This is a genomic window from Thermoflavimicrobium dichotomicum (assembly GCF_900114055.1).
Classification (GTDB): Bacteria; Bacillota; Bacilli; order Thermoactinomycetales; family Thermoactinomycetaceae; genus Thermoflavimicrobium; species Thermoflavimicrobium dichotomicum.
Genome location: NZ_FORR01000008.1, coordinates 18,934 through 40,277, shown reverse-complemented (window position 1 = coordinate 40,277; position 21,344 = coordinate 18,934). Strand labels below are relative to the sequence as shown.

Here is a 21,344-nt window from a genome sequence, read left to right as displayed (position 1 = left end):
ATCCACTTCTCTCATTGTATCATAGGCAAACATTCATACTCAATAGGTCAACAAAGATCAAATGTATGGAAAACTATGAACGATACAGCTCTTCCTTCAATACACCGATATAAGGCAAATTGCGGTATTTTTCAGCATAGTCCATACCATATCCCACAATAAACTTATTCGGAATCGTAAATCCTGAATAATCCGGAGACAAGTTTATTTTACGCCGTTCCGGTTTATCCAGAAGGGTAACCACTTTCACTGATTTTGCGTTTCTTGCTTTTAACAATTCAATCAAATGACTGAGGGTCAAGCCAGAATCAATTATGTCTTCGACAACCAAAACATGTCTACCTTCTACGGATGTTTCCAAATCCTTTACAATCCGAACAACTCCAGATGATTGAGTGGAGGCACCATAACTGGAAACTGCCATAAAATCCATTTCAAGAGGAATATCCATCGCTCGGATCAAATCGGCCATAAAAGGAACGGCTCCTTTTAAAATACAAATACATAGAGGATTTAAATCAGCATAGTCTTTTTTTAATTCTGCAGCTAATTCTTTTACCCTTTTTTGAATCTGCTCTTCTGAAATCAGAATTTCCTCCATATCTTGATGCATGCATATCCTCCTAATTCCACCATTATGTAAGTATTATAGGATGCAAAACATCCCATCATTCCACATGCCAAATCAAATATAAAAATCGCGTAGTCTTGGATGAAACAGGTGCAATGTTGGAACGTTGCACACCTGGAACCCACAAAATTTGGTCTCCTGTTATAACAACGGGTTGAAGATGTCGCTTGTGTCGTGGAATTTTAGCTTCCATTAAAATTTTTTTCAGTTTCTTTGTTCCCTGCATTCCAAAACAGCTCATCCGATCACCAGGCTTTCTTGACCGAACAAGAATGGGATGATCCGTTGGTAATTCATCGGCATCAAACACCGCTGTATTTCTCGTCCACTTGTTCAACGGTTCACTAGTAAGAATGGCCTCCATCATTCCCTCAAATTCGGGAATAGGGGTCACACCTGGAATGGATAAAGGAATCGATATATCAAGCAAAGAATCCTCTACCTTTTTCTGATCATTGAAAGTGAACCAAAGCTTCTCATATTCACGGTAAACATGAACTGCTTTCAATAAGTGGATCATGCCTGACGGATGTTGTTGTTGTGCAAGTGCCCGAATCCGTTCAACTGCATCGAGTGTAACATCATTTGTTCCACCGTTCACAAGATAACTTAATATTAGTTTAACCACTCTTCTTTGTAAAGCAACTGGCAATTCAAGAAACGGTTGGACATTTACACAAATTCGCCCTTCCTCTCTTTGCGACACTACCCTTTTCAGAGCATCTTCAACCAACTCAATCCAAACTTTTTCTTCCTCAGCCACGATTTCTCCCAAGTGCAAAATAGCCTCTTTTACTTTTGGATTTAACTGCTTCAACACTGGAATCAACTGGTGACGAATTCGGTTTCGAGTATAAATCAAAGAAAAATTGCTTTGATCTTGCCTTGGTTCCAAATTTTCCTGTTCACAGTATCGTTCAATTTCTGCCCGACTCATCTTTAACATCGGTCGAACAATGAAAAGACCACGCCATTTTCTAATCGGCTCCATTCCCGATAATCCAGTAACCCCTGTTCCCCGAATCATCCTCATCAAAATCGTTTCTACCTGATCATCAGCATGATGGGCCAGGGCCAATTTTTCAATCTGCCAGTGCTTTGCCACCTCATAATAAGCTTGATAGCGAAGTTCCCTGGCAGCAGCCTGTCGGTTGCCACCCGATTTTAGCGAAGCTAGTACATCCACTCGTCTGACTTCACACGGAATTTGCCATTTCTCGCAATAAGCCTTTACATATGCAGCATCTTCCTCACTATCTTGCCCACGAAGCTGATGATTGACATGTACCACATACAAACGCCACTGATACGAAGAAGATAGTTGACGAAGCCCCGAGAGAAGCGCCATCGAATCAGGGCCACCTGATACACCAACCAATACCTTTTCTCCAGGCAAAAGTAATGGGTATTTGTTTATTTCCTCTTCCAACCGTTTTAAAAACAAAGCAACCTTCCCCTCATAATGAAAAACCCGGATTTCTCCGGGATTTAATTCTGACTTAATTTCAATTCTCTGTTTCCTATCTTATTCCTTTTTATTTAGCAAGGCAAATTGTGAAATTTTTTGTATTGTGGCATTATACCATTTGTGCCCGTTTTAAACGAGGCATCCCTGTTATGCGAATCGTAGACCATTCTGGCGTATAACGCTCTACCTTCGCCACAATCACCGTCATATCATCGTGAATTTGACCATTCTGGCGTCGAACCACTTTTTCCAATAAGCAATCAGCAAATCCTTGCGGATCTTTGGTTTCAATTTCTGAAATGAGCCGTTTCATCAATAAATCCTTATTGATAGCATGACCAGGTGCATCATAAATTCCATCTGTAATCATAATGAGCAGATCTCCTGGTTGTAATACCATTTCAATCGAATCAATCTCAATTTCATTTAATATGCCAATCGGTGGATTGGAAGAAAACAAAGTAAGCACCTGATCGCCTCTTTTGATAAAGCCAGGTGTTGAACCAATTTTCATAAATCGCGTATGAGCTGTATTGAGATCTACAATGGCCAGATCCACCGTGGCAAACATTTCATCCGTCGAACGCAAGCTCAAAATCGAATTGATGGTTTCTACAGCTCGTTCCTCATTTAAACCAGCTTGCAGCAAACGGCGCAGCAATTTCAGAGCTGCACTGCTTTCTTCCTGTGCACGTTCTCCGTTACCCATCCCATCACTTAAAGCAACTGCATATTTTCCTGTTCCCAAATTCATATAACAGTAACTGTCTCCTGATACATATCCACCACCTTTGGCAACAGTGGCTACCCCTGTTTTCAATTCATAACGTTGGGCAGAACCTAAAGTAATAACTGCATTTGATGTACGATCCTGTATCACCTTCCTAAAAACTGCAATAGGTTCACCTATAATTTCAGTTAAAACAGGTGCAACCAGCTTCCTGCACTCATCAAATGCATCGGGATGTGGCATAATCACTTCAATTTCAACCTTTCCTTCTTCCAAACTAATAATATCAACCCGTTGAATCGATAAACCCAACTCTTCCAGAGCCTCATGAATTTGTTCTTCCTGAGCAGTTTGAACTTGCGTTTCATGCCTAATTTCCTGGGCCAACTTATCCATCACTTCTGCCATACCAGCCAGTTGTTCTGAAACAATCCGGCGTGATTCTTTCATTTTCTCTTTCCAATAAATACTTTGTTCATAGTAAGCATATTGATCCTGAATCGCAGACAGTACCTTCTCAGGGCGCACACAATACTCAACCCACTCGCGCGGAGCCGCCAAATGGATTGGATTTCCTTTCATTTCGACTAACGTCATTAAATCTGTCATCCCTTGATATGTTCTCATCACATTTTGCTCCCAACACTGACTAAAACGATGGCAGCCCAAACAAGATTGCTCCATCACATCTGTCATCATCTGATGAACAAAATCCTCGTCTTCTTTTCGCTCTTTTGCTGTATCTGTTCGGAAACTGCTGGCCAGTTCATAAAACAAATCCGTAAACTGCCCTACTTTGGCAGCAGTCACATCACGCAAACGCCGAACGTAATCTTGGTGTACGGATTGATTTTCTGGTGTTCCTGGTATCAGCTTGGCAATTCCCTGATAAACCATTTGAGGTGTAAGCCAAAAGAAAAGGATCGCCATGGCTGATTCGATTCCAGAGATCCACAGGGTTAAAGTGGTTCCTTCATACAAATGGATCATCAACGAACCAAATATGAATCCAAGTGAAACACCTATTCTCTTTCCTTCTTTCAGTAGCCCAGCCAGCAAACCGGCAAAAGCCAATAAACTCATTTCCAACATGGCTTGTGGATCTGACAGGCATAATATGATCCCTGTGACGACACCCATCGATGCTCCAAGCATCGCTCCACCCGTAAAAGCCAGGACCAAAACCAGATAGCGGGAAACAATATGAACAACAGACAGGTCCCATATAAACCAACCCATAGTCCCAGTCATGACTGAACCCATTAAAATAACCAAACCAATGATTTCTTCTGTGCGCAGGGTTAATCGTTTCTTCTTAATTGTAAATAAAGGGAGAGCACGAATAAAAATGAAACTGAGAATCCAGCTAAGCAAAACATCCAACCCTGACAACATCCACTGATATATGGTTGATTCTCCCCACCATAAGTACAAAAGGTGGCCCACGGTGCTGGTCAGTAGCACCATGAAAGGGACATGATAGATTTGTCCTTTGCCTGCCCAGGAAAATATCTTTTGGATGAAAAGAAGTAATACCAGAAAACAGGAAATACGTGTAGTTTGTGTCATATCTAACGTAGACGCTCCTGATATCAAAGCCAGCATGACGATTGGCCAACTCTTTCTCCCTAAATAAAACATCGCCCCCAGATAAGCTACAGCAAAAGGTGAGACCGATTCCAAAATCATGGCTCTTCCAAGTAAAAATCCCATACAAATCACAGGCACATTCCACATATGAACAAAACGATACATCCACCGTTTTTGCTTACTCTTTCCAAGCCTTACCCATTTATCTATGAAACCATTCCATTTGTTTGCCATCGTATTCATTCCCATCACCCCTGAGCCATTTTGTCACTCATTATATCGGGGTTGCTCAGGAAAGTTTGTCAGATTGGCTGAATGAGTATAAAAAATTTTCCGACATATTTTGTAAACAGTCATCATCCTTTTATACAAAAAGAAAGAGACCCTCTCTTTCGATGGCGATCCAATAAAAAAGACCTCCCTAATCGTTAAGGAGGTTGAAACAAATAGCGTCGCTCTTTGTCGAAAATGATCAAAGGAAAGAAATAGGCGACAAAACTTCCTATTTCTGTCGATTTTCTTTTATGCTAACGTTTCATTTTTCCGATGAGCGGATACATTTTCGCCTCTTGTATAAACGAAGGAATCAGCTTCTTTTCCGTTGTTAAACGAAGCATCCGATCCAGTGTGCGGAGAGCATGTACCTGCTGTCTTTTTTTCAAATGGCCTTTTTCCACCGAGTCCGCAAACTCATCCACATCAATCAGATGATAGCGACCATCTGGATACACAATTAAATCAAGCAATAAGTCCACCATTACATAACGAAGCCGACCCGTTTGATGCATTTCCATTACATCGCAATAATAATAAAGAAACTCGCCTGATCGCTTAAAGACCTTGGAGATAGTATATCCATTCTTGACAAAGTAGTAGGTAAGAAAAATACGCTTCCCGTCCGGATTCGCATACTGGGTAGCAAAACAGTGCCTCCCTCGCCAATCACGCACTAACTCTGAATAGGTTTTATTAATCGTGGTAAACTTTATTTTTTTTATCACTACATTCACATGAACTCCCACACTTTCTCGGAATGCATCCCTAACCATAAACACCGGATTCCTTAGGAATTCCCCTGCTAGATGAAAAAAAGGCGATTACCCATCCCCGCACTTTAGAGGTGGTACTTCGCCTTGTCCCATCTATCTTATTTTGGTAGCGGCGGAGGGCCTCGAACCCCCGACCTTACGGGTATGAACCGTACGCTCTAGCCAGCTGAGCTACGCCGCCACAAATTTGGTTGCGGGGGCAGGATTTGAACCTGCGACCTTCGGGTTATGAGCCCGACGAGCTACCAGACTGCTCCACCCCGCGGCATCTGTCCATCGAATTCGCATCATCCGCGAACATTCTTTATTATATAGAGCATATAAATGAAAGTCAAGGTCCTTATAGAAAAATTTTTTTTGATAGAAATGACCTCCTGCTTTTCCCAAGCATAGAGGCCATCCTATGGAATACTTCGATTTATTCATGATGTTCTTGGTAATTTTGTTCTCCTGGTTTAATGTACCCTAATTTATGAGCCAACTCGAGCAAATAGTTTGTATCATTTAACTGTCTTACTTCTCTTTTCAACTGCTCAGTCTGTTGCTTTACCGCCGCCAACTCCTGTTTTTTCTGTGCCAAAACTTCCTCTTTATCCCAAATACGAAACTGTTGAATAACCAGTTGTCCAACCGCCCAACTTAGCATAAACAACATAATGCCAAGCCAAATGAATCTCCGACGACGTGCAGCTGGATGTAATGTTTGTCTTGACTTGGCCGGCTCCTTTTTCCGTTCGGCCGTCTGTATATGAGGGGAACGAAAAGCAAGCACTTTTTCTGATTTTGATCTCGCTGCCATTCAATTCACCTCTTTTTTTTAAACTGATTCCACTTCTTTTTCCAACGATCACGTAACTGAGACATTTTTTTTATATAAGGAACAAATAACCGATGAATCGGTTTAAAAATCCATAAAATGGGGCGCATGACCATCTTGCATAAAATCAGGAACAAATTCCTGATCCAAGAGCACAAGGTCACCAAAGGAACCCAAACGAGCAGACGAACCAGAGCAATGATCCAACGAAGAAGATACTCGATGCTGTTAAAAACCACTCTAATTATCTGAATAACAAGCTTACTCAACCATTGATAATAGAAAAACAAACCAGCAAGAATCGCTATAAAAATATAAAATCGAAGTTGTCCCCAATTGCTCCACAATAATAAGCTAAAAACTAACCAGGCACATACAATCCAATATAACAAGTCAATCAGAGAAACAGTCCATCCTTTTAACCGGAAACGTGCCTTTAGTTCCTGATAAGCATCCAAAATCATTCCTAAAAGGAAACCCGAGCAGAACATCAGTATCATTGTAAAAGCCTGCGTTTGCAAAGTCACCGAAACAGCCTGCCCAAAAGCCCTTTATTTTTGTCTGCTCGAGGAATGGCTGCATCCAAATAGTTGAATTCTACCAAGTGTCCCTCAATCGAAACCAAACCCTGTTCCAAATCCAAATTTTTAATGTGCAAATCCTGTCCACGTACGCCTAAAAAACCACAGTCGGTTTGCAATAAAAATTCCTCATTGTCAAAACTCTCTACACTTACAACACCACTTATTTCCAAATTTTTACGGTCAACTAAAACGATCTCATGCCTGGTTTGAGAAGTTTGTTCCACCATAACATGTACCTCCTTCTCCTTGGTACATGTTATGGACAAAGTTATGAGCTTAGAACATCCGAATCTGATTCCTTTACTTCTTCCTGAATCAAAGTAAACATGGCTCCAGCTTCTTCTTTCCTTACATTTTCAGCTATTTTCTCTACTCTGACCGTCACTGTTTTATTCCCAAAGCGAATGGAAAGCTCATCTCCAACAGAAACATTTACTCCTGCTTTTGCCGGCTTGCCATTAATCATGACTCGTCCCTGATCACATACTTCCTTGGCCAACGTACGCCTTTTAATCAAGCGGGACACTTTTAAAAACTTATCCAATCTCATCTGTGACTTCACAACCTTCTACATTCAACATTGATCTAATTTCGAGAAACAAAAGGAAATACCTTCCAATTTTACTCCCCTTTTTCCTGCTGTTTACTTTCTTCCCACCATTCATCCAGCTGTTCCATTGGAATTTCCTGTAACTTTCTTCCTGTCTTTCGTGCCTGGTCTTCCAAATAACGAAAGCGACGGGCAAATTTTTGTGTAGCCTTCCATAACGCAATTTCCGGATGAACTTCGTACATACGGGCAACCGATGTCAAAATGAAAAGCAAATCACCAATCTCCTCTTCCTGCTCTTCTTTCGTTTCGGCTTTCCTTAATTCTGCTAACTCTTCTTCCACTTTTAACAAAACATCTTCTTTTTTATCCCAATCAAACCCTACTTTAGCCGCTTTTTTATGTTGTTCAAAAGCCTGAAGGAGAACAGGCAATCCTTTCGAAATCTCATCCAATATAGAAGAAGTTTCCTCGCCCTGTCGCTCTTTTCTTTTGATTTCCTCCCAATTTTGCTTCACTTCTTCTGCGGTCTCTGCATGTTCTTCTCCAAAAACATGAGGATGCCGTCGAATCATCTTCGCATTTAACCCTTGAATTACTTCATGAATATCAAATACTCCCTCTTCCTTCGCAATTTGGGCATGGAGCATCACTTGTAACAATACATCCCCCAACTCATCCATCATGGCATCGACATCTTCGTTGTGAACGGCTTCAATAAATTCATACGCTTCTTCAATCAGATATGGCAACAGGCTTTGATGGGTTTGCTTTCGATCCCAGGGACAACCTTCTGGGCTTCGCAAATGAGCAATGATTTGTGTCAAATAGTCAAAACGGCGATATAAGATTTGTTCATCACTTACTGGCGGAATATAGATGGAAGTAAGATCGGTAAATGCATCGATTCGATCCAATTCATACAAAGGCAGACGATGAACGGTTTCCATTCCTTCGATTCCAAGTGCAGTCACAACATGTATCTCATAATCATCCGGATACACTTCCATCAATGTCAGCTTAATATCAGATGCAACAATCCGGTCATATACTTGTCCGATCAAAATATGTAAGCGGGGATTGATCTCCTCTGGGCGTAGCGAGTTTCCGTCTACCATCATAAATCCTTCAATAGGATCAATACCCAATCGGGCAAATGCAATATCAAGAAAGCTGCCACCCCCTCGTATGTCAATCTCTACACCATATTGCGGCCCCAGCTGACGCAACAACTGTACAGTACGTTCAGCTACCATGGGATGTCCAGGAACCGCATACACTACAATTTCCTGCATCTCGGTTAACTGGAGTAAACGTTGCGCAATTTCTTGGTACACTGACTCAAAGTCTGAAAACATTTCATATACTTCATCAAATGTTTGGAAAGGAATTCCTTTTTCCCTGATCCAATGAACAGCAGGATGTTTTTCCGTACGAAGCCAAATCATCTCACTTCGACTAAATAGGGCTACTGTACCAATAGGTAAAGCTGTTTCATCACCAAAACCCAATCCAACCACAACGATTTTCTTTTTCATTTTTTTCCTCCTCTATGAACGAAGTAAACGCCATTTATGTAAAATAGGGGCAATTTTTTTCTTCAACTTTGGCATCTTCTCCAAATCGGCCGTAGTCAGTACTTCATAACGGAATATAGCCACTAAAAAAACAAGTAAACCAATGAGCGCCGAACACAAGGCTGTCAACATCATCGATAAACGAAACGGAATCCCTGAAGTCATCCATATAAAAAGGTGCATAAATCCAAACGTCACTAAGGCCATCCATCCAACAGCCACACCCAGTTTTTTAAGGAATCCACTTGTCCTTAAGGAAATTCCTAAATGACGCAAAGAGAGGAAATTAAGAAATGTGGCCAAGGCATAGGCAACCACGGTCGCTACAGCTGCACCTCTAATCTCCCATCTGGGAATCAAAAGAATATTGCCCAACAGTTTTACACCAACGCCTACAAACAGGTAGATGACAGGTAAATAAACACGTCCAAATCCTTGTAAAATGCCGGTTGACGTCAGATTTAAAGTAAGAAATACAGCCGTAAAAGCAAATATGGACAAAGCGTCTGATCCCAATGGATCTTTGAATAACATCACATTGGTAGGCATAGCGATAATGCTTAAGCCTACTGCTGCAGGCAAACCTGTAAGCCATGTTATGCGAATAGCCAACTTCGCTTGCTCTCTCGCTTCTTGTTCATTCCCCAAAGCTATTGCCTCTGCAATCGCTGGTACAATCGATAAAGACAAAGCTGTAGCAAAAAAGGAAGCAAACTGAACAAGCGGTTGACCTCTATCAAACACACCTTTTAAATTGATCGCCTCTTCCTTTCCAATTTCCCCTGCTAACAGGTTGGCGACTGTAAAGGAATCGACCAAGGAAAAAAGAGGAATCACTAAAGCCCCAAGACAAACAGGCAAAGATAAAAGTAATACTTGACGCAAAAGAGATAAGGTACTTTCTTTTGCTGGTGATTCCTGTATCTTTGATAATGAAATTTTCTTTCTTTTATGCAGAAAAACAAATAGTACTGCCATTGCCGCTACCGCTCCAGTTACAGCTCCAAACACGGCTCCTGCTCCCGCATATACAATGCCAAAGCCATACTCCATAAAATACCAGGCCAAAAAAATAATGGTCCCTACCCGAACCATCTGTTCAATGGATTGGGAAATAGCTGTCGGCATCATATCCTGTTGTCCCTGAAAAAACCCTCTCATTACCGCTATAACTGGAACAATCAAAAGTGCAAACGATACAGATTGAATGGGCAATGTCAGTAATTCACGATTCCCCATCCATCCGGCTAATTTACCCGCTCCAAAAAATAACAAACTAAAAAAAACCCCACCGATTACCAATAGTGTAACCAAAGAAATGTGAAATACTTTTTTAGCCGCAGCATAGTTGCCTGTAGCTATTCGTTCAGAAACCATTTTGGAGATCGCCACAGGAAAACCTGCTGTAGCCATCGCCAGTAAAGTACTATATAAAGGATACACCTGCTGGTAAACAAACATCCCCTCATTACCCGTAATATTTTGATAAGGAACACGATAGACTGCTCCAAGAATTTTACAAATTAATGTAGCAAAGCTTAAAATAGCTGCCCCTTTTACAAATGACTGCTTCATTTATTCTATACTTTCCCCTTTCCATCTGGCGCTGCTTATTCATTATACTGAAGCAAGGAAAGTTGGCAAAGCGAAAAAATAAGGCGACCTCAAATCGGTCGCCCTTTATTGCTCCATCTGCTTTCCTAGAAAAGAAGCCACAGTACTTGCTATTTTTAACTCTACTTCACTCATTTTCGTTCCTTCTTTTTTGGAAAGTAAAATAACAGATCCAATCGGGTCTCCACCAGCATTAATCGGCACGATAATGTAAGAATAATATTCTTCTGGCGCTCCTTTAATAATTTCAGTGGTCATGGATGCAGTTTCTGTTTGAGACCGTCGCTGATCCATACAATTTTCTACAATCTCTCCGATTGGTTTGTTTAAATACTCTTTTTTGGAAGCACCTGCTACTGCGATCACTTGGTCACGATCACTGATCAAAGTAATATGATGTAAATTCTCATATAAGGCTTCTGCAAATTCTTGGGCAAAATCACTTAGTTCCCCTATAGGGGAATACTTTTTCAAAATTACTTCTCCATCGCGATCGACAAAAATCTCAAGCGGATCTCCCTCGCGAATGCGAAGCGTCCGACGAATTTCTTTGGGGATAACCACCCGTCCCAGATCGTCGATCCGACGAACGATGCCGGTTGCTTTCATATTTAGAATTTCCTCTCTTTCCTCGTATAATTGGTTAATAAGGCCTGTGATCTTTTTCCTTCTCATCTGCCCATAGTATGAACTGCTACGGACATAATATGCGAATATAAAAAAACAAAGTAAAAAATACTTTGTTTTTTTATTGATTGTATTTTATTTTTTAGCTGATTTAGTAACCGGCAAGAATGATTTTAATTTCAGTTCTTTGTTCATGATATCCTCAAAAACTTTGGAACGCTTCATATACTTATACTGCTCAGGCGCCTTGTCCACTGTCTCTTGCTTTCGTTCGAGTACTTTAAGCACATGGAAACCATATTCCGTCTTAATGGGATCGCTGATTTGATTTAATGGCAAATTTTTGGCAGCATTGGCGAATTCAGGCACAAACTGATCCGCAGGACCTTCGATCAAGCCACTTTGATTTTTAGAACCTGGATCATCCGAATATTCTTTGGCCAATTTGGCGAAATCTCCGCCAGCTTCCAATTTTTTCTTTACCTCATCCGCTCTTTTTTTCGCATCAGCTTCTGATCTTTTTGCTTCCGCTGTCGTTGAAACCAAAATATGTTGCACTTTGACATGGTCATACTTCTGACCTTTCAATTTTTGATCCAGAAAGTCTCGAATACGTAATTCCTCTAATACATAAGCACGCAGTTCTTCTTTGGTAAACCCTTTTCCCTTGATCGCTTCATCCAAATTCTTCGGAGGTTTTCCATTCGGAGTAGCAGTCACCGAATTGTTTTTCGCCATCTCCTCGATCTTTTTCATCTCATCATCGATTTTTTTGGTTGACTCACTATCCGCTTTTGTTTGACTCAAAATCCATTTTCTTGTCGCATAATCCTTGAGAATATCCTGTTTCACTTCATTTAATCGCGCTTTCATCTCAGGATTGCTCAATGCTATACTTACCTGCAAATCCAAAAATCCCAGCATGTTAATATAGCGGTTCAGTTCTCCCTCTGTGACTTTACCGTTCTGAAACTCGCCAATCACTTTCTTGCTTGAAGTATCCAAAGGTAAAATAGAATCCGCTTTTTCCTGTTTTGCTGTTGCCGTCGTTTTTTTGTCCTCCGTTTTGGCTGAATTGCAGCCTGCCAAGACTGCTCCTGCCAAGAATACTGCAATGAATCCGGCGATGACTCGTTTATTCCACTGCCACATTTTCAATTGCTCCTTTCTCTTGGGAAACCATTTTGTATTGGATCAAAAACTGTTCCACCAATTCCAGCGCGGCTTTTGAACTTAGCCCACTCGTTTTGAATATAACGCCAATTCGCTGACCAGACGAAAAACGAATTCTACCCGGGAATTGCTGAGCGATTTTGAACAGCTTGGAACCATCCATTCGCTCTGTTTGTTCGGGTGAGAATTTCAAAATAATATCCGTCCCTTTTTGCTCAATGTTTTCTACATGATATTTGATGGCATAAGCACGAATTTTTGCTACCAATAGCAAGCTTTGTACAGGTTCAGGCAAATTTCCAAAACGATCCTCAATCTCCTCTTCCAACTCTTTCACTTCATCCAAGGTAGAGATTGCGCGTATCTTTTTATACAATTCGATTTTTTGCTTTTCGTCTTGAATATACTCTGAAGGCAAATAAGCATCGACACTGAGTTCGATTTGCGGTTCTTTCTTCTGCTCCTCTACTTCTTTTCCCTGCAGCTCAGCTACAGCTTCTTTTAACATCTGGCTATATAGCTCAAATCCAACCGTAGCAATATGACCATGTTGTTCTGCACCGAGAATGTTCCCCGCACCACGAATACTCAAATCCCTCATCGCAATCTTGAAACCTGAACCCAGTTCCGTAAATTCTTTAATCGCTTGCAGTCGCTTCTCGGCTGCTTCTGACAATACCTTATCCCGTTGATAAGTAAAGTAAGCATAAGCAATTCGATTGGAACGACCTACACGTCCGCGCAATTGGTATAACTGAGATAAGCCCATTTTATCCGCGTCATAAATAATTAACGTATTTACGTTTGGAATGTCTACACCTGTCTCAATAATTGTTGTGCTAACCAGAACATCATATTCTCCATCTAAAAAGTCCAACATTACTTTTTCCAGCTCGTTTTCCGACATTTGCCCATGAGCCACTGCAACCCGGGCATCCGGTACCAACATGCGAATCTGTTCAGCCATCTGCTCGATATTTTGTACTTGATTGTAGAGAAAATATACCTGTCCGCCCCGTGCCAGTTCCCGTTCTATCGCTTCACGAACCAATGCCCCAGAGTATTCCAACACATAGGTTTGCACGGGGAATCGATTCTCAGGTGGTGTTTCGATCACAGACAGATCACGAACTCCCATCATGGCCATATGAAGTGTACGCGGAATGGGTGTTGCAGTCAACGTTAGCACATCAATATTGTGTTTTAATTGTTTAATCCGTTCCTTGTGCTTGACACCAAAGCGTTGCTCTTCATCAATAATCAACAGACCCAAATCCTTGAAAACAATATCTTTGGAAAGCAAACGATGCGTTCCAATCACAATATCAACCGTTCCATTTTTCAAACCTTCAATGGTTTCCTTTTGTTCCTTTCGCGAACGGAAACGGCTTAACACATCAATGGTAACGGGAAAATCAGCAAAGCGTTCCTTAAAAGTTTCATAATGCTGTTGCGCCAAAATGGTCGTAGGAACAAGGACAGCCACTTGTTTTCCATCCATCGCAGCCTTAAATGCGGCACGAACAGCGACTTCAGTTTTTCCGTATCCTACATCACCGCACAAAAGACGATCCATCGGCCGGCTACATTCCATATCCCGTTTAATCTCTTCAATCGATCGCAATTGATCTGGTGTTTCTTCATACGGAAACATCGCTTCAAATTCCTTTTGATAAGGCGTATCCTTTGAAAATGCGTAACCTTTCGCCTGTTGACGCTTCGCATACAACTCGATAAGATCCTGGGCAATATCTTGCACAGAGCTGCGGACTTTATTTTTTACTTTACTCCATTCCGTACCACCCAGGCTATATACTTTGGGAGTCCGGTCCTCGCTACCCACGTATTTTTGCACCTGATCAATCTGTTCTACAGGGACATACAACTTATCATTACCGGCATATTGGATGAGTAAGTAGTCTTTATGCATTCCTCCGACATTTAATGTTTCAATCCCTGCATAACGTCCAATTCCATGATTGACATGAACAACGTAGTCACCAGGCTTTAATTCTTGGTAATCTTTAATTTTTTCGGCATGATCGAGTTTAGCAGAACGACGGATCCGACGCTGTTTTTGTGTGAATACCTCTGTTTCTGTGATGACGGCCAAACGAAGCGTATTCATTTCAAAACCATTTTGTAAAGAAGCAATTCGAATCACAGGTTTGCCTGGTGCAGGAACCTGATTGGAATAGTCACGTGTGACCTCCATTCCATAATCCGCCAATACACGTTCTAACCGTTCAAGTCTTTCTTCACTGCTTGCCACGAACACAACTCGGTAGTTTGATTTTAACCACCGATCCCACTCTGTCTTTAATACATGCATTTGTCCATGGAACTGCTGCATTCCACGACATACAAATTGCACAATATTTTGCGGCTGTGTTCCCGGAATCTGCCTCATAAACAAAGATAAATAAATACGTTGGTGTTGTTTCTTTAAAACAACATCATCATATGAAAGGGATAACTTAAGCTGCGGTAAAAATTCACCCTGTTGCAAAAGAGCTGTTTGCCATTCTCCCTCTTCCCGTTCCATTTGTTTGGCACTCTCAGCAATCCGCGAGGGTTCATCCAATACTAAAATGGTGTCTTTCGACAAATAATCAATTAAACTTTCGCACTCAGGATAAATCTGTGAAATATATTTATAGATGCCTGTAAACAAAATACCGCTCTTTAATTGTTCAATCTCCCAACCAATATTCTCGGTCAATTTTTTCTTTAATTGGGTATCTTTTATCACTGACAACCGCTCTTCCAATAAACGCTCAACCCGCTCTGCTGCTTGAACCAATACACTTTTTTCAGCAAAGAGTTCGCGAGCTGGTGGAATAACCACTTCATCGATTTTGCCAATCGAACGTTGATTGACCACAGAAAAATAGCGAATGGAATCGATTTCATTGTCAAACCACTCAATACGAATTGGATCTACAAATGTAACAGGGAAAATATCCACAATCCCGCCACGCAGGCTAAATTCTCCTCTTTTCTCTACCATTTCCACACGTTCATATCCAATTTTCAACAAATGCTCTACCACATGATCAATGGTCATTTCTTTTCCTACTTGAAAAGCAAGGCGGCTTCTATCAAATATCTTTTTGGGTGGGAACAATTTACGCAATCCCGCAAAAGGCACAACAAGTACCCCATTGAAACCTTGCGATAATTTAAACAAAACATCCATTCGCTCTCCCAAAGTCTCATGACTCGACAAAGCAATTTCCGTGGTAACCAATTCGTTTGCCGGGTAAAGAAGTACTTCCTCTTTAGGAAGCAATTCGATCAGATCTTCCGCTACTTTTTGTGCCTGATTTAAATTATGGGTAATCAGTAAAACAGGCCGCTTTGTTTCTTCATATATAGCAGCTACATATAAAGCACGAGCTGTTCCCGTCAAACCTGCTACCAATTGCTCTTTTAAATGATTCTGGATTCCCATGACCGTTGACTGAAAATCATAATCCTGCTTAATCAAATGGTTCAATGAGCCCAATCGTTGTTCCTCCTTAACTTCACTTAGATGAAATAGAAAAGAAGCCTCAGCTTGCAATAGCCAAGGCTGTTTTCAATATAGTCAGAAAATGGAATCCTGAGCATGGAACACCCCAACTAATACAAAGCTTATCAATTGATGGATACCGTTCCATTTAATTCAAGCATTAGATTAGCGAATCTATGCCAGAAAAGAAGAATGTTTTTACTATTTATGAGAAAAAGCATAGTCTTGCAGCTTACAGGCAAGACTAAAACACTTCGACCTCATCTCTAATGAAAAAGAGAAGGCAAAAGTGAGCGCTCTGGATAACTTTCCAACACTTCCTGACATGTCTCACACACAACATGCACATATTGGTTACCATCGATATCATTGGTTATTATATCTTTCCGTTCCTCTGGGGTCAACTGATCAAAACCCAATTGCGCTTCTGTTAAACCATCCGGATCAATTCTCCCCAAGTAAATCTGACAATAGCGACATATATATTCTATTGCCATCCATATGCCTCCTAAGAAAAAATATTCCGGTTAACAGTATGACCGAAAATCCTTTCATTCATACACTTAGAAGGCAATCGCAGGCTCTCTTACTTTCTTGCATTAAATTTATTCATAGCATCGACAAAATCGGTTTTGATCCATTGCTCAACCGCATTTGCCGCTATTTGTGCCGCTTCTTGAGCAATAGGCCATTCATCTTTGGAAAAAGGAGATAATACATAATCGGGTACTGATATTTGCACGGGTGGGTGATCAATGCCAATCCTGATTCGTTTAAAATTTTGTGTTCCCAGGTGTGCAATCATGGATTTCATTCCATTGTGCCCGCCAGCACTCCCTTTGAGTCGCAGGCGTACTTGCCCTAAAGGAAGATCCATATCATCATAGATGACAACGAGATCTTCCACATTTCCCTTGAGATAATCTAGCGCTGGGCGAACTGCTTCTCCAGAATTGTTCATAAAAGTGAGCGGTTTGATCAATAACACTTTTTCCCCATGTACCACCCCTTCTCCCACCAGTGATTTCCATTTCTCTTTGTGCACAGGGATTCCCCACCGTTTACTTAGTTCATCAATCACCCAAAAGCCAATATTATGGCGAGTCTGTTCATACTTGATTCCTGGATTACCCAGACCCACGATCCACTTCATCGTTATTCCCCCCCACATTTTACATAGCGATGAGGGCGCAACCACAATGATTGCGCCCGACTTCCTATTAATCGAACAACTTGCTGACTGACTGTTCATTATGAACACGGATAATCGCTTCACTCATGAGAGAGGCAACCGAAAGAACCTTAATTTTGTCCAGTTTTTTATGATCAGGTAGCGGAATCGTATCGGTTACAACCATTTCCTTAATATTGGATTCACGGATTCGTTCAATGGCCGGACCAGAAAAAACAGGATGAGTGCAACAAGTATATACTTCTTTTGCCCCGTGATCCAACAAAGCATTGGCTGCAAGCGTAATTGTTCCTGCCGTATCGATAATATCATCAATAATAATGGCTGTCCGCCCAGCTACATCTCCGACAATATTCATGACTTCCGCCACATTTGGCTCAGGTCGTCTCTTATCAATAATCGCAATGGGCGCTTCAAGGCGCTCAGCCAAACGCCGTGCACGAACAACTCCGCCATGATCAGGTGATACGACCACGATATTTTCCAATCCTTTATCTTTAAAATAGCTGGCCAGAATGGGGACACCCAATAAATGGTCTACAGGGATATCAAAAAATCCCTGGATCTGGGTTGCATGCAAATCCATTGTAATGACACGGTCAGCACCCGCTGTTTGGATCAAATTGGCTACAAGTTTGGCTGTAATGGGATCACGTGCTCGAGCTTTGCGATCTTGGCGTGCATACCCATAATATGGGATCACTACATTAATGGTACGTGCAGAAGCACGACGCAGTGCATCCACCATGACAAGCAGTTCCATTAAATGTTGGTTCACAGGATCACATGTAGATTGAATGACATAAACATCGGAACCCCGAACGCTCTCATTTAGTTTAATATGAATTTCCCCGTCACTAAACTTTCCTACCTGCGCATCTCCCAATGGAATGCCAATGTGTTCACAAATACTTTTAGCCAGATCGGGATTGGAATTACAACTAAATATTTGTAAACGTCTTTGTTGATCCGACATAAGAATACATGCCTCCAATTTCCATCATCCATTTTGTTTTTTAATTTTTTTCATTAACTTGGGTACATAATCCAACTTGTTTACTTGCCGTTCTCTCGCAATTGCTAAAGCGTTTTCCGGTACATCTTTGGTAATCGTGGAACCAGCCGCAACGTACGCACCTTTTTCAACCGTTACAGGAGCGATCAAATTGGTATTACACCCGACAAAAGCCCCATCCTGAATGATGGTCCGATTTTTGTCAACACCATTATAGTTAACAGTAATGACACCACAAGCGATATTAACATTTTCCCCTACCTCAGCGTCACCTACGTAAGCAAGATGAGATATTTTTGTCCCTTTACCAATTTGCGCCTTTTTCACATCAACAAAACAGCCGATTTTGGTTTGTGCACCAATGTGCGAACCTGGACGAATATAAGTAAATGGACCAATTTTTGCTTGTTCATCGATTTGGCTACCATCAATGACTGCATATTTGACCGTTGTATCATCAGCAACAGCCACATCGGTCAAATCCGAATGCGGACCGATATGACACCCGCTTCCGATCACAGTCTTTCCTCTCAAAAAGGTGCCAGGCTCGATAATGGTATCCGGACCGATTTCTACATCTGCATCAATATAAGTATGAGCAGGATCGACGATCGTCACACCATTTAACATGTGTTTGCGCAAAATGCGCTGACGCATTACCGCTTCTGCTTGTGCCAGTTGTACACGATCATTGACTCCCATTGCTTCACTAATATCATCCATCACTTTGGCAGCAATTTTTTCTCCCTGCTCCTGCAAAATACTTAGCACATCAGGCAGATAATATTCGCCTTGTGCATTGTCATTATTCACGAGTCCGATAACAGAAAATAATTTCTCATTATCAAAGCAGAACGTGCCTGTATTGATTTCGTTAATCTGACGCTCCTCTTCACTTGCATCTTTGTGTTCCACAATCCGCTCGACACTTCCATCAGCTCGACGCACAATACGACCATATCCCGTCGGATCATCCAAACGGGCAGTTAAAACGGTTGCAGCTGCTCCTGATCTTTTATGTTCTTCCACCAGTTTGGCTAATGTATCCACAGTAAATAGCGGATGATCACCATTTAAAACTAATGTGACCCCCGCTTTATTTGCTAAAATGGGTTTCGCTTGCAGTACGGCATGTGCTGTACCCAATTGTTCTTTTTGCTCTGCAAAAATTACTCGGTCTCCCAAATGCTCTTGAACCGATTCTTTTAAATGCCCAACGACCAGAATGGTTTTGGCCGCACCGAGTTTATCCAAACTATCCAAAATATGATCAATGATAGGCTTGCCGCAGATTTGATGAAGCACTTTGTGTTTGTTTGATTTCATCCTTGTGCCTTTTCCCGCAGCTAATATTACAGCAAATAAGTCTTGCATTCTGGCACGCCCCCGTTTCCACGCAAACTTCCTTTTCAAATATATCCTAAAGCATGCACATTTACAATAAGATATCATCTGAACTTATTTCCACAAAACATTGAGACTGAAAGTTATTTTTTTGAACATCTAATAAGAGCCCTCTTGCATGAAAGCAAGAGGGCTCTATACCATTTAAAAACCCCTCCAAAGGGTTTTCCCATTCTTTTCAAGTTTATGCTGTTGTATTTTCTGATACATTCAATGCATGTTTCGGGGCGTCAGCTTTATGATATTCCGCTAAAACAGCTGCTTCGATCTTTTCACGGCTCATTGGAGAGATGGGATGGGCAATATCACGAAACTCTCCATCTGGTGTCCGTTTGCTCGGCATGGCTACAAACATACCATTATTCCCATCAATCACACGAATATCATGAACGACAAACTCACTGTCAATGGTAATGGATGCAATCGCCCGCATCCTACCTTCACGGTTTACTTTACGAAGACGAACATCGGTAATCTCCAACGGAATACACCACCTATTTCCAAAGATGTCTCACTTTCCCTATTCGAGACAAACGGCAGTGACTCCTCCTAAAAAATGGAATAAATTAAAAATTTTCCATCTCGTTACCTTTTTAATGCAACAACTTCCATTTCAATCAGGACATCTTTTGGCAAACGAGCAACTTCAACACACGAACGTGCAGGCTGGTGTTCTTTGAAATACTCACCATAGATCTCGTTGATTTTGGCAAATTGATTCATATCTTTAATGAACAGGGTTGTCTTTACAACATGATTTAAATCAGAACCAGCTGCTTCCAATACGGCTTGGATATTTTTCAATACTTGGTGAGTTTGTGTCTCAATGTCAGCTCCTGCTAATTCGCCTGCAGGTGTCAAAGGGATCTGTCCAGAGGTATAAATAAAGTCTCCAACTTCAATCGCCTGAGAGTAAGGGCCGATCGCTTGTGGTGCATGGGCAGTCTCAATTTTCTTCATGTTTCATTCCCTCCAAATGCAAAAAGTTCCCAAACTCTACATGAATTTGCCGTTGTTTCGTGTCTACTTGCGTGATGTTCACCAACGATACATAGGAATCGACCAATTTTTCTTCAGCTGGCGAATCAACCATTACACCGACTCCCACTACTTCTGCATTAAACTCACCAAGGAGTTCTATCATCCCGCGGATGGTGCCACCGGCTTTCATAAAATCATCAATGATTAAAACGCGTGAACCTTCCTGCAAGCTCCGTTTGGATAGAGATAGTTGCTTAATTCTACGGCTCGAACCCGTAATTGTATTCACCGTTACGACAGAGCCCTCAGTTACACGATAATCATAACGTACAATAACAACAGGAACTCTGAGGTAATAAGCAACCGCATAGGCAAGCGGAATCCCTTTCGTTTCCACTGTCATGATCACATCGATTTTTTCTTTTGCAAATACGGTTGCCCATATATGCCCGATTTTATCCAGAAGATTCACATCTCCCAACAAATCGGACATATATAAAAATCCCCCAGCCAAAATTCTCTCTGGATTGGATAACCGCTCACATAATTCCTCCAATACTTTTTTGGCATGAGCCAAGTTCATTTGAGGAATATAGCGAACCCCCCCAGCTGCTCCCGTGACTGTTTCCAGTGTACCATATCCTTCGCTGGACATGACCTCATCAATAATGGCCAAATCCTCACTGATTGACGATTTGGCCGATGCGTATTTTTGTGCAAAATGAGTCAGTGGGATTAGTTGGTGCGGTTGTGCCATTAATTGTTTCGTCATATCTACCAGACGTGCACTCCGCTTCCATTTTTCCATGAATAACCTCCGATATAACC

Annotated in this window: 20 protein-coding genes and 2 tRNA genes; all 22 read right to left on the bottom strand. The window is 41.4% G+C overall.

What is annotated here, in order from left to right:
- Positions 1-73: 73 nt before the first annotated feature.
- Positions 74-613, bottom strand: coding sequence for a hypoxanthine phosphoribosyltransferase (hpt, locus tag BMZ78_RS09500; RefSeq protein ID WP_093229852.1), 540 nt, complete (start codon positions 611-613; stop codon positions 74-76).
- A gap of 55 nt (positions 614-668) precedes the next feature.
- Complete coding sequence (gene tilS, locus BMZ78_RS09495) at positions 669-2,075, bottom strand: tRNA lysidine(34) synthetase TilS (protein WP_093229850.1); 1,407 nt, start codon at positions 2,073-2,075, stop codon at positions 669-671.
- A gap of 133 nt (positions 2,076-2,208) precedes the next feature.
- Positions 2,209-4,662, bottom strand: a complete 2,454-nt coding sequence (spoIIE, locus tag BMZ78_RS09490; RefSeq protein ID WP_175482389.1) for a stage II sporulation protein E — start codon at positions 4,660-4,662, stop codon at positions 2,209-2,211.
- Positions 4,663-4,946: 284 nt separating this feature from the next.
- Positions 4,947-5,429: a ribonuclease FAU-1 family protein gene (locus BMZ78_RS09485; protein WP_175482388.1), complete on the bottom strand. Its 483-nt coding sequence runs from the start codon at positions 5,427-5,429 to the stop codon at positions 4,947-4,949.
- Positions 5,430-5,572: 143 nt separating this feature from the next.
- A tRNA-Met gene (locus BMZ78_RS09480) sits at positions 5,573-5,649 on the bottom strand.
- A 7-nt stretch (positions 5,650-5,656) separates the two neighbouring features.
- Positions 5,657-5,733 (bottom strand) — tRNA-Met (locus BMZ78_RS09475).
- Positions 5,734-5,886: 153 nt separating this feature from the next.
- Positions 5,887-6,267: an FtsB family cell division protein gene (locus tag BMZ78_RS09470; protein ID WP_093229846.1), complete on the bottom strand. Its 381-nt coding sequence runs from the start codon at positions 6,265-6,267 to the stop codon at positions 5,887-5,889.
- Between the two features lie 5 nt (positions 6,268-6,272).
- Positions 6,273-6,812, bottom strand: coding sequence for a spore cortex biosynthesis protein YabQ (gene yabQ, locus BMZ78_RS09465; protein WP_093229844.1), 540 nt, complete (start codon positions 6,810-6,812; stop codon positions 6,273-6,275).
- A complete protein-coding gene (gene yabP / locus BMZ78_RS09460; RefSeq protein WP_093229842.1) occupies positions 6,809-7,096 on the bottom strand; it encodes a sporulation protein YabP in 288 nt (95 codons plus the stop codon). Before yabP ends, yabQ begins: the two co-directional genes overlap by 4 nt.
- Positions 7,097-7,137: 41 nt before the next feature.
- Positions 7,138-7,419, bottom strand: coding sequence for an RNA-binding S4 domain-containing protein (locus BMZ78_RS09455; RefSeq protein ID WP_093229841.1), 282 nt, complete (start codon positions 7,417-7,419; stop codon positions 7,138-7,140).
- A 71-nt stretch (positions 7,420-7,490) separates the two neighbouring features.
- The gene (gene yabN / locus BMZ78_RS09450; RefSeq protein WP_093229839.1) at positions 7,491-8,957 is read right to left on the bottom strand and encodes a bifunctional methyltransferase/pyrophosphohydrolase YabN; all 1,467 of its coding nucleotides are present in this window, start codon (positions 8,955-8,957) and stop codon (positions 7,491-7,493) included.
- A 12-nt stretch (positions 8,958-8,969) separates the two neighbouring features.
- The gene (locus BMZ78_RS09445; protein WP_093229838.1) at positions 8,970-10,571 is read right to left on the bottom strand and encodes a putative polysaccharide biosynthesis protein; all 1,602 of its coding nucleotides are present in this window, start codon (positions 10,569-10,571) and stop codon (positions 8,970-8,972) included.
- Between the two features lie 105 nt (positions 10,572-10,676).
- On the bottom strand, positions 10,677-11,219 hold the full coding sequence (gene spoVT / locus BMZ78_RS09440; protein ID WP_093229836.1) for a stage V sporulation protein T: 543 nt from the start codon (positions 11,217-11,219) through the stop codon (positions 10,677-10,679).
- Between the two features lie 153 nt (positions 11,220-11,372).
- The gene (locus BMZ78_RS09435; protein ID WP_093229834.1) at positions 11,373-12,389 is read right to left on the bottom strand and encodes a peptidylprolyl isomerase; all 1,017 of its coding nucleotides are present in this window, start codon (positions 12,387-12,389) and stop codon (positions 11,373-11,375) included.
- On the bottom strand, positions 12,373-15,864 hold the full coding sequence (gene mfd / locus BMZ78_RS09430) for a transcription-repair coupling factor (RefSeq protein WP_093230039.1): 3,492 nt from the start codon (positions 15,862-15,864) through the stop codon (positions 12,373-12,375). Before mfd ends, BMZ78_RS09435 begins: the two co-directional genes overlap by 17 nt.
- 326 nt (positions 15,865-16,190) lie before the next feature.
- The gene (locus tag BMZ78_RS09425) at positions 16,191-16,421 is read right to left on the bottom strand and encodes an anti-sigma-F factor Fin (RefSeq protein ID WP_093229833.1); all 231 of its coding nucleotides are present in this window, start codon (positions 16,419-16,421) and stop codon (positions 16,191-16,193) included.
- Between the two features lie 89 nt (positions 16,422-16,510).
- Positions 16,511-17,077: an aminoacyl-tRNA hydrolase gene (gene pth / locus BMZ78_RS09420; protein WP_093229831.1), complete on the bottom strand. Its 567-nt coding sequence runs from the start codon at positions 17,075-17,077 to the stop codon at positions 16,511-16,513.
- A gap of 67 nt (positions 17,078-17,144) precedes the next feature.
- Positions 17,145-18,092: a ribose-phosphate diphosphokinase gene (locus BMZ78_RS09415; protein ID WP_093229830.1), complete on the bottom strand. Its 948-nt coding sequence runs from the start codon at positions 18,090-18,092 to the stop codon at positions 17,145-17,147.
- A gap of 24 nt (positions 18,093-18,116) precedes the next feature.
- Positions 18,117-19,505: a bifunctional UDP-N-acetylglucosamine diphosphorylase/glucosamine-1-phosphate N-acetyltransferase GlmU gene (gene glmU, locus BMZ78_RS09410; protein WP_093229828.1), complete on the bottom strand. Its 1,389-nt coding sequence runs from the start codon at positions 19,503-19,505 to the stop codon at positions 18,117-18,119.
- 214 nt (positions 19,506-19,719) lie between these two features.
- Complete coding sequence (spoVG, locus tag BMZ78_RS09405; protein ID WP_093229826.1) at positions 19,720-20,016, bottom strand: septation regulator SpoVG; 297 nt, start codon at positions 20,014-20,016, stop codon at positions 19,720-19,722.
- Positions 20,017-20,120: 104 nt separating this feature from the next.
- A complete protein-coding gene (locus tag BMZ78_RS09400; protein ID WP_093229824.1) occupies positions 20,121-20,495 on the bottom strand; it encodes a RidA family protein in 375 nt (124 codons plus the stop codon).
- Positions 20,482-21,324 carry a pur operon repressor gene (gene purR / locus BMZ78_RS09395; protein WP_093229823.1) on the bottom strand — a complete coding sequence of 281 codons (843 nt, stop codon included), beginning with the start codon at positions 21,322-21,324 and terminating at the stop codon, positions 20,482-20,484. The genes BMZ78_RS09400 and purR overlap by 14 nt, the downstream gene beginning before the upstream one ends.
- Between the last annotated feature and the right edge of the window lie 20 nt (positions 21,325-21,344).